This window comes from Coraliomargarita parva, assembly GCF_027257905.1.
Taxonomy (GTDB): Bacteria; Verrucomicrobiota; Verrucomicrobiia; order Opitutales; family Coraliomargaritaceae; genus Coraliomargarita_A; species Coraliomargarita_A parva.
This window is the reverse complement of the sequence record NZ_JAPZEI010000007.1, coordinates 212,065-228,971: the sequence shown is the minus strand read 5'-3', so window position 1 is coordinate 228,971 and position 16,907 is coordinate 212,065. Positions and strand designations below refer to the sequence as shown.

At 55.8% G+C, this 16,907-nt stretch carries 11 protein-coding genes; 7 read left to right on the top strand and 4 right to left on the bottom strand.

The genetic code is table 11. The annotated features are described in order from the left end of the window. Positions 1–91: 91 nt before the first annotated feature. The 3 genes from O2597_RS12440 to O2597_RS12430 form a co-directional block, all read right to left on the bottom strand. Positions 92–2,812 (bottom strand): beta-glucosidase, encoded by a 2,721-nt coding sequence (locus O2597_RS12440; protein WP_269525299.1) that lies wholly within the window; start codon positions 2,810–2,812, stop codon positions 92–94. Between the two features lie 281 nt (positions 2,813–3,093). Beyond that, positions 3,094–5,823 (bottom strand): beta-glucosidase, encoded by a 2,730-nt coding sequence (locus tag O2597_RS12435; protein WP_269525297.1) that lies wholly within the window; start codon positions 5,821–5,823, stop codon positions 3,094–3,096. 187 nt (positions 5,824–6,010) lie between these two features. Further along, positions 6,011–6,298 (bottom strand): Ig-like domain-containing protein, encoded by a 288-nt coding sequence (locus O2597_RS12430; RefSeq protein WP_269525296.1) that lies wholly within the window; start codon positions 6,296–6,298, stop codon positions 6,011–6,013. A gap of 288 nt (positions 6,299–6,586) precedes the next feature. On the opposite strand from O2597_RS12430, the gene O2597_RS12425 reads away from it, so the two are divergent. Next, a complete protein-coding gene (locus tag O2597_RS12425) occupies positions 6,587–7,963 on the top strand; it encodes a glycoside-pentoside-hexuronide (GPH):cation symporter (protein WP_269525294.1) in 1,377 nt (458 codons plus the stop codon). A gap of 158 nt (positions 7,964–8,121) precedes the next feature. Here the strand turns inward: O2597_RS12425 and O2597_RS12420 are convergent, their stop codons facing one another. Next, positions 8,122–9,486 carry a glycosyl hydrolase gene (locus O2597_RS12420; protein WP_269525292.1) on the bottom strand — a complete coding sequence of 455 codons (1,365 nt, stop codon included), beginning with the start codon at positions 9,484–9,486 and terminating at the stop codon, positions 8,122–8,124. Positions 9,487–9,849: 363 nt separating this feature from the next. Between O2597_RS12420 and O2597_RS12415 the strand changes: the two genes are divergently transcribed. From O2597_RS12415 to O2597_RS12390, 6 genes are read left to right on the top strand one after another with little or no spacing between them, the layout of a single operon-like run. Next, on the top strand, positions 9,850–12,891 hold the full coding sequence (locus O2597_RS12415) for a tetratricopeptide repeat protein (protein ID WP_269525290.1): 3,042 nt from the start codon (positions 9,850–9,852) through the stop codon (positions 12,889–12,891). After that, positions 12,888–14,021, top strand: coding sequence for a hypothetical protein (locus tag O2597_RS12410; RefSeq protein WP_269525288.1), 1,134 nt, complete (start codon positions 12,888–12,890; stop codon positions 14,019–14,021). The genes O2597_RS12415 and O2597_RS12410 overlap by 4 nt, the downstream gene beginning before the upstream one ends. Before the next feature lie 29 nt (positions 14,022–14,050). Continuing rightward, a complete protein-coding gene (locus tag O2597_RS12405; RefSeq protein ID WP_269525286.1) occupies positions 14,051–14,815 on the top strand; it encodes a MotA/TolQ/ExbB proton channel family protein in 765 nt (254 codons plus the stop codon). Positions 14,816–14,848: 33 nt separating this feature from the next. Beyond that, complete coding sequence (locus O2597_RS12400) at positions 14,849–15,265, top strand: ExbD/TolR family protein (protein ID WP_269525284.1); 417 nt, start codon at positions 14,849–14,851, stop codon at positions 15,263–15,265. Between the two features lie 5 nt (positions 15,266–15,270). Next, the gene (locus tag O2597_RS12395; RefSeq protein ID WP_269525283.1) at positions 15,271–15,702 is read left to right on the top strand and encodes an ExbD/TolR family protein; all 432 of its coding nucleotides are present in this window, start codon (positions 15,271–15,273) and stop codon (positions 15,700–15,702) included. Positions 15,703–15,727: 25 nt separating this feature from the next. Further along, on the top strand, positions 15,728–16,858 hold the full coding sequence (locus O2597_RS12390; RefSeq protein ID WP_269525281.1) for a hypothetical protein: 1,131 nt from the start codon (positions 15,728–15,730) through the stop codon (positions 16,856–16,858). Positions 16,859–16,907: the final 49 nt, after the last annotated feature.

The window sequence follows — 16,907 nt, the reverse complement described above, 5'->3', positions numbered from 1 at the left end:
CCCCACAGCAAGCAAAAAGGCCGAACCGCGGATTGTCCGCAAACCGGCCGTAAATAGAAATAGACGGTTCGAGCAGGCGTTCCTCTTTCCTCTACTCGACCGAGAGCTGGACAGCCAAGGGAAGGTCCTCCGATGAACCACCAACCAGGAGTTGATAATTCCCCGGAGGGGTAAACCATCCATTTGTTGAGGTATACCACATCGAAAAGGGACGCGCAGCCGATTCACCATCGATTGTGATCTCGACCAATTGAGACTCACCCGGCTCGAGCGAGACACGTTTGAAGCCGACGAGCTGCTTCTCCGGCATATCGATTCCTGCGGGGAAGCGGATATAGACCTGGGCAACCTCGGTGCCGGCTCGCTCGCTTGTATTTGTCACATGAAAAGATACGGTCGCCTTCCGATCTTCTGTCTCCGGAGTGAATACCGAAGGGGATATCGTTCCCCCCGAATACTCGAAGGTGCTGTAAGACAGACCATATCCGAAGGGGAAGAGCGGCTCAATACCCGCCTTGTCATAACCGCGGTAACCGACATAGACGCCTTCACTGAAGTCATTCACCGGCACCGGACCATAACCGGGATAGGGTGCGGTCGGCACTCCATGGATACCTTCAAGCGTGTTGATCGGTTGTGCGTCCTCGCTGCTTGGGAAGGTAATGGGCAGCTTGCCGGAAGGATTGAGATCGCCGAACAGGATACCGGCAAGTGCATCGCCCTGCTCCTGGCTGGAATACCAGCCTTCGACGACGGCCTCGACTTCATCCAACCAGGGCATCAGGACCGGGCCACCGGTTTGAAGCACCACGATGGTGCGGGGGTTGACCGCGGCAACGGCGCTGATCAAGCGGTCCTGATCCTGTTGCAGTTGCAGGCTTTGACGGTCCATGGCCTCGGTGTTGAAGTCACGCACACAGACTACCGCGACATCCGCAGAGCGGGCCGCATCGACGGCTTCCTGGATATTGGTCGGCAAGACGCCGGCCGGGGGATCCCAGGCAAAACGGATCTTGGAAATACCACCATCACTGAACATGCCAGCCGAGCCATTGTATAATTGGGCGGGCGCATTCATGTAATAATTAATCTCCAGGTCATAACTTTGACCGCCATTCAGATCGATTGTGGCCGAATCCGTTTGAGGCTCACCAGCCCCTTGCGCGATAAGAACGCCGGCGTTCAGAACGAGCCGTGCCCCACCCATGTGATGCAGGTAAAGCGTGTAAGTGCCGCTGACCGGCGGCGTAAACTTACCGAACCACGAGATCGAATGCGGTCCGAAATTCCACGGGTAGAAATTCGGAGTGTTTACGAATGAGTTCGAAAACAGGTTCACAATCCCCGAAGCCAGGTTCACCTGCGGCACAACGCTGGCATCGACCAGGGGCGTGTTATTCGTCGGGCTCCCGTAGACATATTGCGTCAGGCCATGCACACCCGGTGCGGCTCCGAAAGGCCTAAAGGCGGACGACGGTACCGTCGTAGCGGGGCCACCCAGCATATCGCCGGGAGAGAAGGAATCCACCCCCTTCACCCATTCGACGGTGGCACCATTATAGGCGGCACGCGCAGAGACTCCATCCAGCACGCTGACCAGATTGCCGGTATTCGGGATCGAGGCACTTCCACTTCCGGAGATATCGATATCCAGGTCCGTCCCGATCAAGGCGATCGACAACGCATCCAGTCCGATCGGCAGCGCATTGTTTTCGTTCTTGAGAAGCACGATCCCTTTGGTCGCATTCTCATAGGCAAGATCCGCGTGCGCTGAAAGGATCTCTTCGGAAATCGGCTCGACATCGGACAATTCAACCAAGGCATTTGCCGGCGTATGGTCGAAGTAAGCCGAAACGATCAAGGAACGCAGCCAACGGTAAACCATATCGTCAAGACGCTCCATCGGCACGATTCCATTCGTCACGGCTTCCCGGAGCACATCACCGAAGTATTGCGTATTCGGCCCTTCAAAATCGAGCCCGGCAATCGCGTTGGAGACGCCCGTGCTACCGTTAAAGTCGGTTTGAACATAGCCTTTGTGCCCGAAGTCATCTTTCAGGATTTCAGTCAGCAAATGATAACTGTCGACACAGGCTTCCCCGTTAATCGAGTTGAATGCCGCCATGATACCTCCCGGTTGAGCCTCATCCACGATGATCGCCCAGGCACGTGTGTAATACTCGCGCAGTGCACGCTCGCCGATCAGCTCGTTGACGCTGTGACGGTTCCATTCCTGCACGTTTCCGGTATAGTGCTTGTTCGATGCGATGACAGGGCTCTCCTGTATCCCACGGGTCTCGGAAGCTGCGATCTTGCCCGCAAGGAAAGGATCCTCCCCCAGCGCTTCGAAGTTACGTCCGTAGTAAGGCGTGCGGGCTGCATCCGGAACCGGTCCCAAGATAGAACCGTAACCCAGCAGGTAAGCTTCGACACCGATCGCCCGCCCCTGCGCCTCTGCCGCCGCCTCATCGAAGCTTGCGGCAAGCGATAAACCACTTTGAAAACCGGTCGAGCGAACCGTATCCGGCAAAAGCGAGGTGCGCACGCCAAGCCCGGCATCACAAGCAAGCAGCGGCGGAATACCCAAACGCTCGACAGGCAAGTGGTCGTAGCGTGAATCGCCGAATCCGCTGACCAACTGCAGTTTCTCGTCGAGAGTCATTTGCGATACCAGTTCGGCGGCACGTATTTCCGCGTCCGCCTCCGTTGGCTTCGTTATCTCATTCGGCAGTTCCGCCATGAGCGTCGGGCCGAGCAACACGGAAAGTGTAATGACACCCCAGAGTATTCCGGTTTTTATATTTGTTTTCATAGCGTCTCAAGTCGGGGTATCTTGTTGTTTTTTGAAATTATACTTTTTCCCCTTGCTCTTGAACTAGTCATAAGACTGTAGCCATTCGACTAGGCTAAAATAGAATACGCTTCGGACATGTAATAAAACGGGTATCGATTTACAAAGTTGAACAAATTGAATCGACCCGTCTCCGATGAAACAAAAACGGCCGGGCTGTGGTTTCACCCACAACTCGGCCGTTCGAAAAACCAAAGTTCGCCGACGCCCCGTGAAGGGCATCGGCGAACAGCTAATTTTATTTATTTAATCGTGAATTGAGCTTCCAAAGGAAGTTCTGCGGAAGATCCGCCCACGAGGAGCTTATAGCTGCCTTCCGGGGTCAACCAGCTGTCCAGCGGCTCATACCACATGGAGAGAGGATGGGCAGCCGAGTCGGCATCGACAGTGATGGCCACCTTCTTGGTCTCGCCTGCTTCAAGAGAAACACGCTTGAAACCAACCAGCTGCTTGGCAGGGACATCCATCCCGATAGGGAACTGGACATAGACCTGTGCAACCTCGGTGCCGGCACGATCACTCGTGTTCGTCACGTTGAATTCGACGGTCACCTTGTTATTCTTGCTATTGCCATCGATCTTAAGCGACTTGGGTTTCGCTTGTGCCTTGGAATACTCGAACGTGCTGTAAGAGAGACCATAGCCGAAGGGGAAGAGCGGCTCAATGCCTGCCTTGTCATAACCGCGGTAACCGACATAGACGCCTTCACTGAAGTCATTCACCGGCACCGGACCAGAGCCAACATAGGGCTCAGCCGGTGTGCCAAGACGCCCTTCGATCGTGTTGATCGGCTGTGCATCTTCACTGCTCGGGAAGGTGATCGGCAACTTACCCGACGGATTGTAGTCGCCATACAGGATACCGGCAACCACGTCACCTTGCTCCTGCCCCATGTACCAGGTCTCGACAACCGCCTCGACCTCATCGATCCAGGGCATGAGCACGGGACCACCGGTTTGCAGCACGACGATGGTGCGCGGGTTGACCGCTGCCACCGCACTGACCAGACGATCCTGATCCTGCTGGAGCTGCAGACTTTGACGGTCCATCGATTCAGTATTGATGTCGCGAACAGCGACGATTGCCACATCCGCATCACGGGCGGCATCCACAGCTTCCTGGATATTCGGAGGCAGCACATCCTCCGGAGTGGTCCATGCAAAGCGGATCTTGGCGATACCGCCGTCACTGAACATGCCGCCTGCACCGTTCAGCAATTGAGCGGCTGCATCCATGAAGTAGTTGATCTCAAGATCGTATTCCTGACCGCCGATCAAATCGAGGGTCACGGAATCAGTTTGCGGAACCGCAGCGGACTCAGCGATCAGCACTTGGGCATTCAGTACGAGACGTGCGCCACCCATGTGGTGCAGGTGCAGCGTGTAAGTGCCGGTTGCCGGAGGCGTGAACTTCCCCATCCACATCATGGAGTGGGGGCCGAAGTTGTACGGGAACAAGGTGGTCCGGTTTGCGAAGGAAGCCGGGAACATGTGCGGGATACCAGTCGCACGGTTGACGACCGGCTGGATGGATTGTGCAACCAGCGGATAGTGAACCGTCGGACTGCCGTAGACATACTCGGTCAAACCTTGCACACCTTCCTCGGCATCAAAAGGCTTGAGTACCGAAGACGGAACTGTTGTGGCCGGGCCGCCCAGCATATCAGCCGGGGAGAAGGAATCGACACCTTTCACCCACTCAACTGTCGCGCCACTGTAGGCGGCACGGTCGGAGATGCCCTGAACAGCGGTGATCAGGTTACCGGGAACCGGAACCGAAGCACTACCGCTACCGCTCAGATTGATATCGAGGTCGGTACCGATCAACGCGATGCTTTTGATCGAATCGTCCAGCGGCAAGGCACTCTCTTCGTTCTTCAAGAGCACAACACCCTTGATCGCGTTCTCGTAAGCGATTTCAGCGTGCTCGGCCAGAAGCTCTTCAGACAGCGGCTCGCGGTCGGCGAGTGCAGCCAAGGCATTCGGGTGAACATTATCGTAGTAACCGGAGACGATGAGAGTTCGAAGCCAACGATAGACCATGTCATCGATACGCTCGATCGAAACAGTACCGTCCTGCACAGCCTCCTTCAGAATGTCGCCGAAGTAGGTGATCTGGTTGGTTTCAAAGTCCAGGCCGGCGTTGGCATTGGAAACTCCGAGTGCCCCATTGAAGTCGGATTGCACGTATCCCTCAAAGCCCAGATCTCCTTTCAGGATCTCGGTCAACAGGTGATAGTCGTCCACACAAGGCTCGCCATTAATGGAATTAAAGGCGGCCATCACGCCACCCGGCTGTGCTTCATCCACAATGATTTCAAAAGGCCGGACATAGTATTCGCGAAGGGCACGCTCGCTGATCAGTTCGTTGATCGTGTGACGGTTCCATTCCTGAACATTGCCGGTAAAGTGCTTCACACTTGTAATGATCGGGCTTTCCTGCTGACCGCTGGTTTGCGCAGCAGCAATCTTCCCCGTCAGGAACGGATCTTCACCCAAGCCCTCGAAATTACGGCCGTAGTAAGGTGTGCGAGCCGCATCCGCATTGGGTCCAAGAATGGAACCATAACCAAGCTCGTAAGCTTCGATCCCCATCGCACGTCCTTGCGCTTTGGCGGCTTCTTCATCGAAGGTCGCGGCCAGCGAAAGCCCGCTTTGGAAGGAAGTGGTCGCCAAACCAGGTTCGTACAGGTACGTGGTGCGGACACCTAGGCCGGCATCGGCTGCCAAAAGCGGCGGAATCCCCAGTCGGTCAATGGGAACGTGATCGTAACGGCCATCATTAGGCCCGGCTAAGAGTGAAATCTTTTCATCCAGTGTCAGTTGCGCAACCAGCTCGGCCGCACGCTGCTCGGCTTCGGCTTCGGTTGGCTTGGGCAGTTCAGTCGGTGACTGCGCCATCAGCGAAGAACCCAGCATCGCAGTCATTGCGACAGCCGTCCCCCAGCTCTTTATTTTAGTTTTAGTATTCATGACTTTTATTATTTAGATCTACATTTAGAGATATAGTAGGCTCCACAGAGGGGTAGACTACCAACGTTCACACAAATCGACTTGTGAGGATTCCATAATACTTAAAATGCTAATTCGAAATAACTGGACATTCGAATGTAGTCGAATGGCTAGGTGGCATGCACAAACACCAAAATCGATCCAGCAATCATTCGACGAGTATCGACACCGAAGCCATACGATTATTTTCCTCGTCCAGATCGGACACGCGATAAGTAAAACGATCCGTCCCGACAAAACCGACATCGGGAGAATAAAAAAACGAGCCGTCAGGCTTCAAGGTCAGGCAACCATTGGCCGTCCCCTGAACCAGTAAAACAGACGATCTAGCCGCGTCTTCACCCGCTCCCGCGCATGGGGACAAGTCCGGATAACCACAAGGCGCATTCAACGCCCCGCCCGCACGCGCCTTATATCCAATTTCAATACAATTCATCGTTACACTTTGTCTAATATATAAATCGGAAACCATATTACAGATGGTTCCTGCATTCGATATCTAGACAATCGACTATCCATACTTTCGACTAGTATCATAAATTCGCACCGGACCGATGCCGAACAATGCCGCAGATCGCGCGGCAAATGCGTTAAACTAGACCATTGGCCAGATGTTCACAGGGGCGCCGACCCCGCATAATCCGTGGAAAGAATTTCATACTCCTGCGCGGAACTCAGCGAATATGTGCCGACGCATTCAATCCCATCAAGCCCACCCCACTCAATGACAACAAGCACGTCACGAACCACCTCAACCGGCATCAATGTCTGGCGACAACGCGTCGGCTACGGCATTTCCGACCTGTCCTGCAATCTGGTCTGGCAAGTCATCACGCTTTACCTGATGTTTTACTACACGGACGTTGCCGGGCTCTCGGCAGCCGCGGTGGGCGTGCTCTTCCTCGTGACCCGGGTGGTCGACGGCTTCACCGACGTCGGGATGGGAATCGTGATCGACAAAACGCACACCCGCTGGGGTAAATCCCGTCCCTGGATCCTGATTGGTGCCTTTCCATTTGCGATCTTCGCCTCCGCGGCCTTCTTCATGCCGGATCTTCCAACCGGCGGCAAACTGGTCTATGCCTATATCACCTACATCGGGCTCTCGCTGGCCTACACGATGGTCAACATCCCGATCGCTTCAATTCTCCCGAGCCTGACACGAAGCGCACAAGAGCGGACCAACCTGGCCACCAGCCGCATCATTTTCTCCTTCATCGGTGCCACCGCAGTGAGCACCTTGACTATGCCCATGGTCGGAGCGCTGGGCGGTGGATCCCAGGCGAAAGGCTTCTTCCTCACCATGTCGACCTTTGGCCTGATCGCCATCGCGCTTTTCGCCACCTCATTCCTCAACGTCAGGGAGCTAAAGCATGAGGAAAGCTCACGCGCGATTTCACTGCGTGAAGCCTTCGTCTCACTGAAAAGCAATACCTACTGGCACATCTTCGCGGTCAACATTCTGTTCATGTGGGGTTCTTTCTTTCTTCAAACAGGCGCACTCATTTACTATTTCACCTATAATCTGGAACGCACGGATCTGGTTTCCGTCATTGCCGGCATCTCGACACTGGTTCCCCTGGGGGGCACCCTGGTCACTCCCCTGGTCGCCAGGATCATGACCAAGCGGACAATTTATATGGTTTCGTCCAGCATCCTGATCGCAGGCCTAGTCCTGATCGTGCTGGCAGGGGCAACGATCCCCGTCCTACTGGCCGGAGCAGCCATTGCCGCTTTCGGGTTTGGACTCCGCCAAAGCATCTATTTCTCGATGCAAGCCGATCCGATCGATTACGGCGAATGGAAAAGCGGTGTCGGAGCCGCCGGCCTACTTTGCTCAATCAACGGCTTTATCGGAAAGGTCGCGATGGCTGTTACCGGTGCGCTCGCCGGCTTCCTGTTGGACCTAAGCGGCTACGTGCCCAATGGCGACCAACCCGCCAGCGCACTGCTGGCCATCAAGGGCAACTACCTGCTGATCCCCATAGTCATGAACCTCATCTCCATGGCGATCATGGCCTTCTACAAGCTCGACAAGATCTACCCGCAAATCCGCAAGGAGCTGGATGAGCGTCTAAAGACGAATGACGGCGAATCATAACGAACGGCGGCGGCCTCCGCGAGTGTCGATCCAGCTTCAAATGTGGGAATCATAGCTCCCCTCCTTGGCTAAGGAGGAGTGGCACGCGCAGCGAGACGGGGTGGTTCGCCCGATAACACTGGAAGACCACGGAAGGGAGTGATACCACTTCGAAAATCTTATTCGACACGCTCGACTTCGATCCAGTTGATGCCAAAAGGCTTTGCATCCATTTTCAGATACAGGACCTGGGGCCCGGCCTCCAGTTCCGTGAGCGTTTCCAGCGTTTGCCAGCCACTGACCGCTTGCGGCATATCCAAATAAAAGGGTGCCCCCTTACCGAAGCGCAGTCCGAGCTTCCCCGGCCCGCCCGTCACGCGCACACGAATGCGGTAATCCCCCGTCGTCTCGACAGAGACATGGTAGTTCAAGCGCGAGCCGATCGCTTCCGAACTCATATGCAAAAAGCCGTCCTGGTCGGTAGTGGGCCAAACCGTAGCATCCGCCAGACTGACATACCTTTCCGCCTGCAGCCGTCCCGGGAGCCGATAATAGAGGGCGGGATCGTGCACCGGCATCTGGACGTAGGCTTTCCCCAGCTCGTTGAGCTCGCCATCCTGACCGGTAAACAGGCTCAGCGGCGGATGAGCGGCGTTGCGTTCTTTAAAATATGCGTAAGCCTGTATCGCAGGCGTGCGTTCCATATAGTCCACCGACTGGACGAGGTCACGCAGCTTGTAGGGGATGTCATACAGTGGCTGATCCGAATTGGAGAATTCGGTGATCCAGATGGGCTTCCCGAAGCTTGCCGCCACTTGATTCATGAGCCCTTCCACACCGGGAGCCGCCATGTAGGGGTGCATGCCCAAGCCATCGACCTCCGTGTTCTGCTTCTGTGCATAGTAGAAGAATGCATGCAAAAATGGCACCATGTAGGTGTAAGTCACTTCCTCACCTTCAATCGGATCATAGGCAGTCACACTCATATGAGGCGGTGAGCCGATCGACATCTGTGGTCCGATGAGAGGTATCCCGTAACGGTCTGTGATGGCTTTGACTTCTCCGTAGATCCGCGCGGTTTTCTCCGGCGTCATGCCTGCCGCCACATGATGCTCAACCAAATTCGGTTCGTTGATGGCCAAAACCGCACGCGGCCGATGTCCTCCGGATATATAGGACTTCAGCCCATCCATAGCCTGTTTTCCACCGCCCCAAACCATGGGAATGAATTCGATCGCGACATCTTCCGGCGGGGTCCCGGTGCCCCCCGGAGCGTAGCTCCAATTGTAATACCAGGACACACCCGGTGCCAGTGCACGGAAATCCGCCTCGGAAAGACGGTTGGCAGCAACCCCTCGCTTCGGGCTCTGGATCACTTCAGCGCAGTCCACAATCCGGATATCCGAAAGCTTCGGTGTGGCCATCGAACGATCCGCTGAGGCCGGGCATGCCAGTCGCAGCGTCAGGGCAATAGCAAGGATGACTCGCCACCGGAAACGGTGGGCGCACTCCCCGCGGAATCGAAGAAAATTTGGGACGAACATTCTATGACAGGTATAACAGTCACGCATTCCGGAGCCTACTGGCCATTTGGACAGCTGGTTTGGGCTTAAGATCTCTGCGAAATTTGCCACATCCGGGGAGCTTCCGAAAACCGGATTGCTAGGTTTGGAAAACAAAGAGTGCTCCTAGCCCGAAATGCCCTCCGACACCACCCTAATCAGCGAGATACCCCGCTAAACTATTCGATTGGCTAGGTAGCCGCCCCGCACGAATGCATGCTACCATCCAGTCAGCAGCGAAGCCTTCCAGGCCTTACCTGCAACCGCTTTGAAATCTTGATATGAGCCCAGGCTCCAGTGTCCCCATGAAAATCCACCCCACAATGACTCGTGAATTGCCGCGCCATGGATAATGTTTTGTCAGTTTTGAAGGATCGCTGGTCGGCCCGTAAAATCGTGAATCTGCGCAAGGTCTTCCTGCTCGTGCTGCCGTTGACATTGGCCGGCCTGGCACTGAACGGCCAGACGATGAATAACGAAATCATTCGCGTCTCGCAGCAGGCCAAGCAGCTCATCGCGAATAAACAGTTCATCGAAGCGCGTCCGCTCCTGTTACAAATGCGCGAATACATGCAGCAGCAGGGCACGACGGAAGAACTCCCCCGGATTGATTTCTACATCGCACTGGGCTATGTCTTCGAATACTACAACAACCAGAATGACGCGACACTCAGTGAGGCTGGAAACCGTTTCCAATCCTACCTCAACCAATATCCCGACTCGATCCTGGCACCGGTCGCAAAGTTCAACCTGGCGGATATCCTTGCAGTGCAGGGCAAGCTGGAAGACGCCCTCAGATACTACATCGAGCTCTACGACAAGCGGCCGACCGGCATCGACCGGAACGGATTGTTGAAAAAGATCACGCGCATCTATGTCGCGAAGAAAGCATGGGTTGCCGGCGCGCCCTATTTCAGCAAAAGCATGCAACGGGCGGAAACCGCCGAAGAGCGGACTTCCGCGGCCGCCTATTATGTCATCGGCCTGGCGAAAAGCGGGAATCTCGAAGAGGCCGGTTCCCTGCTGGAGTTCTTCAAGACCTCCAGCCCGGTCTTCTATTCCCCTCGCTTCAATGCCGCACTCATGGAGATCGGCGACCAGTTGTATGAGTCCCGTCAATACAATACGGCCGCCCTCTTCTACCAGTTCGTCCGCTCTTACGAAACGCTGCATGAAGGCCTGAGCAACTATGCAAGCCGTCTGGAAAAAGAAGCCGCTTCACTTCGGGGCAAGCCCTCCCTGCTGGAAGACCTGGCCGAGGTGGAGGCGGCACTGGAAAACACGCGCCGCGAGTTGGAGGCCCTCAAGTCCACCACCAACTATACTCCGCTTCTGAGCTGGCGTCTGGCAAGGGTCTATATGGAAATGAACCGGAACTGGGAGGCCTTTTGGCGCTTCCGCTTCCTGGTGGATCGCTATCCGAATCACCCGTCCGGCGAGAGCATTCTCTACTCCGCCTTCGCGCTGGCCATCAAGCTCGAGGCGATCGATCAGGGCGAAGAGCTCGCCCACATTTATCTGGACCGCGATGGCTACCGGAAATACCGCGGCATGATCGCCAGCGAGCTGGCGAAGATCTACAAGCAGAAGAAAAAATGGGACAAGCTCTACGAATTGACACCGAACTATTTGGCGACGGATTCCACCGATCTTGCCGCCCAGCAAATTGTTTTCACCCACGGCATGCAACGTCTGGAATTCCTCGAATTCGACGAACTGATCCGGGAGTTCAGCCAGTTCCGCTCGAAATACCCGAACGAGGTCATCGCCGACGAACTGGAATACATGATGGGCCTTGCGCACCTGCTGCGGCAGGAATATGATGCGGCCTTGCAGTCCTTCGATTTCGTCATCAGTCGCAGCGATTCTCCCTATGCGATTGATGCAAGCTACCGGAAAGCCCTCGCCCTCATGGGCAAGGATATGATTCTGGAAGCGGAGGCCTTGCTCAAGGAATTTGTCCGTCAACACCCGGACAACCCCCTTCGCGCCGAAGTCGAGATCGCCCTGGGTGATATCGCCAATATGAACGGACGTCCGGACTGGGCGCTGGAGCACTTCGAAACCGCCAAAGAATTCACCGACAACATCGACTTGCTGGCCAAAGCGACCGTAAAAACGTCCGATGCGCTGAGCCGCCTGAACGAAACCCAAGCGTCCTTGACGGAGTTGGTTGATTTCATCGACGCACATCCGGACGCCATCGCCAGCATTCCCGTCTACCTGAAACTGGCGCAGACCCACCAGAACAACGGCGCGCCCGTAAAGGCACTCTCGACGATGCGCACGACCGTGAACAAGTTTATCGACCGCGTCGGGGCCGCCTCGGTGGACAAGCTGCTCGTGACATTCCTTAAGACGGATGCCTCGCTCCGAACCATGCAGTCGGCGACAGAGAACTTCCTGGACGAAGTGAGTGAAAATCCGGAATTACTGAATGAGCTGATTCAGGACCGGGCGAAGCAATACCGCTACTTCAACGAACACACCAACCTGCATCCGCTCATCCAACTAAGCTTTGTCAGGGACGACGATTTCCGCACGCAGACGCTGGAGAACCCGGAGCATCTGCAAACACTGAGCGCGAAGATCCGGCAACGCTTTGCCGAGCTATCCGGCACTCCGGCGATCGATTGGTGCAGGGAGCAGGTTCGATCCAACAGCCCGGATGCATCGCTCCCGGTTCGGGTCCGCATCGAGTGCGCACTGGCACAATTATCCGAGCCCGTCAAAACCGCACAAGACCGGCACGTCCGCCTGCATGAGAATCCCGAACTCTGGGAAACGCTGAGCCCGGCTTCCAAGCTGTGGATCCTGCAACGGATCTCTCAGGACCAGCCGGAATATGCGGCGGGCAAACTGCAGGAACTGCTCCGTGAGTATGTCGGTTCCGCCGTCGAACTGGACATCCATCTGGCTATGGCGGACGTCTTTACCCGCATGGGCCGTTACCGTGAAGCGATCAAGGCGCATGAGGCAGTCTTGCAACGCTTCGCCGAACAGAAGGTCGCCGCCTCTTCCATGATGGAAATCGGCCGCTTGTATCTCGAACTCGACGACTACAAGTCGGCCCGCAAAACACTCGAAGGCATTCTTAGCAGAACCGAATGGCGCGGCGAAATCCATGCGAATGCCCTGCTCATGCTCGGCGACAGCTATGCCGACCAGTCTTTATATGCCGAGGCACACGGATTCTATGAACGCCTCATCCTCGGCTACCCGTTCTTCCATGAGGTCGTGGCCTTGGCATTCTACAAGGACATCAAGACCTTGGTCGCCATGGGGGAAACGGAGAGCGCCCGCTCCGTCCTGAAAGCTTATACCGAAACCCCCGATCTCCAAGACACACGTGGATCCAAACTGATAGAGGAGGAGATACAATTATGAAGCGCCCCCACCCCAGACTTTACAAGCACATCCTGGCGATCGGTTGTTACGGCACTGCCGCTTGCTTCGTGAGCCAAGGCAACTTGCTCGCGGATGTATCGCCGGACAACAGCCAAATCGACCTCTCGGACAGCCACTACACCGCCCCCGACTTCAGTCATCTCGCTCCGGTCGAGCTGCAGGTCTTCGAAAACGGCAAGTGGAAAGCGTATGACACCCGCGCGACCGAGCACGGCTTGGAGATTCTCGTCGATACCAGCGGCGCCTCGCTGATCTACGCGTGGGAGGGGATGGAAGAACTGCAATTCCAGCGCAAACTGGAGGCGTCGACCAGCCAGATCGTTTACTCGGACAACCTTGATGAACGGATCAAGCAGTTAAAGAACGACGCCGAGCTGCTCTTGCCGTTCGCCGGCATTCCGGAGAAATCGGCCGGGGGCATTCACGCGGTCATCCTCTCCTATCTCACGGCCTTGAACGAACGCGGTGAAGCGGATCGTGCCTACAAAGTCACGCAGGGCACGGACCTTGGGCGCCTCCCGGAACCGATCGCATTGGAGGCCTACAACACCGTCGAATTACTCTTCTCCGACGATCAGGCCGCTGAAGGGGAAAAACTACTCATCCAGTTGTTCAACGCACGCCCCGCGGAGGAGTTCGCAACCAACGCACTGGATCTGGCGCAGCGCCTCGCCGCGGAACGCCATTTCAAGGTCGCTCTAGGCATTTACGAACCGCTGCTGCAAATCGTCCCGGTCGACCAGCGAAAAGCGGTGGCGCTGCGAACCGCCTATCTCGCTTTGGAAACCGGCGATTTTGGCAAATACAAGCAACTCAGAACCGTCGCCTCACAAGCCGAAGGCCAATCGGATGAGACCAATGCCGCGTCTTGGATACTCGATGGAATCTATGCCTTCAAACAGGATACGGAAGACCGCCGTCAAGTATTGAGCCCGATCGGACGTGCGCTCGCGCTGCTACCATCCGATAGCGAGTGGAAAGAGATCGCACTCTATTACAACTACAAAGCCTATCAACTCGAAGAGGCATTCGAAACGGCCAAAGGCATTCTGGAGGAACTCAAACTGGTCTACTCCAAAAGCGCTTATACAAAAGATTTAACATCCTGATACAGCTATCAATCAACCAGAACGCACTTATGAAAACTCCATTCAACATAACCCGCCCCCGGAACATACTGTTCCTGTTCCTCTTTCTGTCGGCCGCTGTTTTCGCGTCGGCCCAGGAGAACACCATCCCTTCGGAGGACGGTGCCATCACCGAAACCACGGAGACCAGCTTCCTCCATATGATCGCGGCAGGTGGCTGGGCCATGTATCCGCTGGGTTGCCTCTCCTTTGCCGGATTCGCTTTGACGATCTACAACTTCATCGCACTGCGCCCGCAATCCTTCTTCGACGACCAGACCGCACAAGCCGTGCGTGAACGGCTGGGACTGGTCGATATCGAAGGTGCCAAGCAGACCTGTACCGCGACGCCCAATCCGTTGACCCGCATTGTCAGCCATGGGCTCGACTCCATCCGCGGCAACAAAATCGACATGGAACTCTTTAAGGAACGCCTGGAGGCCGGATCCAGCAAGGAGCTCGCACAACCGTTCGTCATCATCAATTACCTGTCCATCATTGCCTCGATCGCGCCCATGCTCGGGCTGCTCGGAACGGTTTCCGGTATGGTCAAAGCCTTCAACTCGATCGCAACCGTCGGCATGGGGCAGCCCGACCTCCTCGCCGGTAATATCTCGGAAGCGCTCATCACGACTGCCACCGGCATGTTGATCGGCATCCCGACGATGTTCTTCTTCTTTTATTTCAAGAACCGCTACGGGAAGATCGTCGCAGACATGACTATGTATCTGAACGACATGCATGGTGAGCTCTCCCACGGCATGCGCAGCAAATAAGCCGGCCTCCCGACCTATGCCACATTACACCTTATGAGCTTACAAGGATACAAGGTCCCCCAGGACACCGAGGGTTTCGATCTGACACCGATGATCGATATCGTCTTCCTGCTCATCGTGTTCTTCATGACGGTGGCGAGCATGATTACGGAGAAGAAGGATTTGAACCTTGCTGTCGCGGACGAATCCGTCGTGCCCAAGGAAATCAGCAACCGCTACACCTTCTCCATCGACCCGCAGGGTGTCTATTATACCAGTAACAAGGAACTGACTGAAGAGCAATTGCGTCAGCGTATCTCGAAGATCGTCGCCGAACACGGCGCCGCCACCAAGCTGGTTCTCCGCGTCGACCGGAAAACAGAGCACCGGCACGTCAACCAGTTGCTCCAGATCTGCACCGAATACGGGATCACCGACATCATCTTCGCAACCTACGAAACCGACCTGTAAACGCCATGAAAGCGAACGATATATTTGAAAGCGCGGGCAAGCCCGATCTGACTCCCATGATCGACGTGGTGTTCCTGCTTTTGATCTTCTTCATGGTCACGACGCAGTTGATCAAACAGGAGTCCGATCTCGGCATTCAACTGCCCGCGCAAGCCGTCCCCAAAGACACTCCCGAATTACCGTCCAGGCATATCATCGACATCATGCCGGACGGTTCCGTTCTGATCAACGGCGGCCCCAGCGGCGACGGACCGGTCGGCGAGCTCCCGGTATTAACCAGCATGCTGGCACATCTGAAAGCATCGGCAGACCGGCTCCACAAGAAGACCATCGTAACCATTCAAGCCGACCCCTATTCCCCGCACTTCCGTTCCGTTGACGTGCTCAATGCCTGCGCCAAAGCTCAGCTGAGCTACGTCTCCTTCGCCCGGATGTAATTCATCCCAACCACTTTTACACGATATGTCAGACCATCCGCCATCCGGACACCCCGACAATCTGGGAAAACCGCTCCTCGGTAGAAAGAAGCGAAGCATTCTGGTGATTGTCATACTGGCAAGTGTCATCGCCCATGTCGTGGGACTCGGTGCCTTTGCAGTCATCAAAATCGTCGATACCGTCACCCGGCAAGCGCCGGAATTCGAGGCTGTCGTCGATTCGCAACCGACCGAACCTCCCCCGCCCCCACCGACACAGCGAAGCACCCAGCGCAGCATGGCACGCCCTCAACCGATGGCCGTGGCCAACCCGCTCAGCCTGGACGTTCCCAGTATCGATATCGGTGATACCAATATGGCAATGTCCTTGACCGGTCGCGGTGCCGGCGGCGGACTCGGCGCAATCGGAGGCGGGATGATGGAATCACTGCGTCTCACCGAATTCGGTTTTGACGGCTTCGTCGAAGGTGCCCTCGAAGGCAGACTCTACGACATGAAAAAGGATCCGTCCGGCAAGCCGATCGAATACATCCCGACTGTTACAATGGTTAATTTCCTGCGCGAATGGTCGGACAAACGCTTCCGCAGCAGCTTGGTCGACCGGGCCTACTACTCCCCCGAAAATAAACTCTATGCCACCCATTTCATCGTGCCGATCATCTACGCCGACGCCGTTCCGAAAGCATATGATGTGACAGATAGTGTCACCCCGACAGGCATCCTGCTGCACTACCGTGGCACCTTCACGCCAAGCGAAAGCGGCCGGTTCCGTTTTCTAGGCAAAGGGGACGACTGCATCATGGTCGCGGTCAACAACCGGTTGGTCTTGGATGGCTCACTCTATAACGGGATGTATTCCAGTTGGGACCGAACAGGCATCAAGAATCCCGGAGCCGGCTTCCGAACGCTCGGCTGGGAAAGCCAGGCCTACGACGGCACCTACCAAACAGTTTACGGCGAATGGTATAACTTCCGTGCGGGTGAAACCTATGAGCTCGATATCGTCGTCGGGGAAGACCCCGGCTCCCTATTCGGCTTCTACCTGTTCATGGAAAACAAGGACACCGGTTCGGTCAAAGTCTTTACCACGAAGAAACTGGATAACAGTGAGAAACAACGACTGCAGCAACTTGGACTCCAGAACCTGATTCCCTGATCCTCATCGACTAAAAAGCCCACGCTTTCGCCCAGACATTCTGGTCGGC

What these genes read in the sequence shown, in the direction of transcription:
- O2597_RS12405 (WP_269525286.1), top strand. Translation starts at nt 14,051, where the DNA reads ATGAAAACTCCATTCAACATAACCCGCCCCCGGAACATACTGTTCCTG.
- O2597_RS12390 (WP_269525281.1), top strand. Translation starts at nt 15,728, where the DNA reads ATGTCAGACCATCCGCCATCCGGACACCCCGACAATCTGGGAAAACCG.
- O2597_RS12440 (WP_269525299.1), bottom strand. Translation starts at nt 2,812, where the DNA reads ATGAAAACAAATATAAAAACCGGAATACTCTGGGGTGTCATTACACTT.
- O2597_RS12435 (WP_269525297.1), bottom strand. Translation starts at nt 5,823, where the DNA reads ATGAATACTAAAACTAAAATAAAGAGCTGGGGGACGGCTGTCGCAATG.
- O2597_RS12415 (WP_269525290.1), top strand. Translation starts at nt 9,850, where the DNA reads ATGGATAATGTTTTGTCAGTTTTGAAGGATCGCTGGTCGGCCCGTAAA.
- O2597_RS12395 (WP_269525283.1), top strand. Translation starts at nt 15,271, where the DNA reads ATGAAAGCGAACGATATATTTGAAAGCGCGGGCAAGCCCGATCTGACT.
- O2597_RS12410 (WP_269525288.1), top strand. Translation starts at nt 12,888, where the DNA reads ATGAAGCGCCCCCACCCCAGACTTTACAAGCACATCCTGGCGATCGGT.
- O2597_RS12425 (WP_269525294.1), top strand. Translation starts at nt 6,587, where the DNA reads ATGACAACAAGCACGTCACGAACCACCTCAACCGGCATCAATGTCTGG.
- O2597_RS12420 (WP_269525292.1), bottom strand. Translation starts at nt 9,486, where the DNA reads ATGTTCGTCCCAAATTTTCTTCGATTCCGCGGGGAGTGCGCCCACCGT.
- O2597_RS12400 (WP_269525284.1), top strand. Translation starts at nt 14,849, where the DNA reads ATGAGCTTACAAGGATACAAGGTCCCCCAGGACACCGAGGGTTTCGAT.
- O2597_RS12430 (WP_269525296.1), bottom strand. Translation starts at nt 6,298, where the DNA reads ATGAATTGTATTGAAATTGGATATAAGGCGCGTGCGGGCGGGGCGTTG.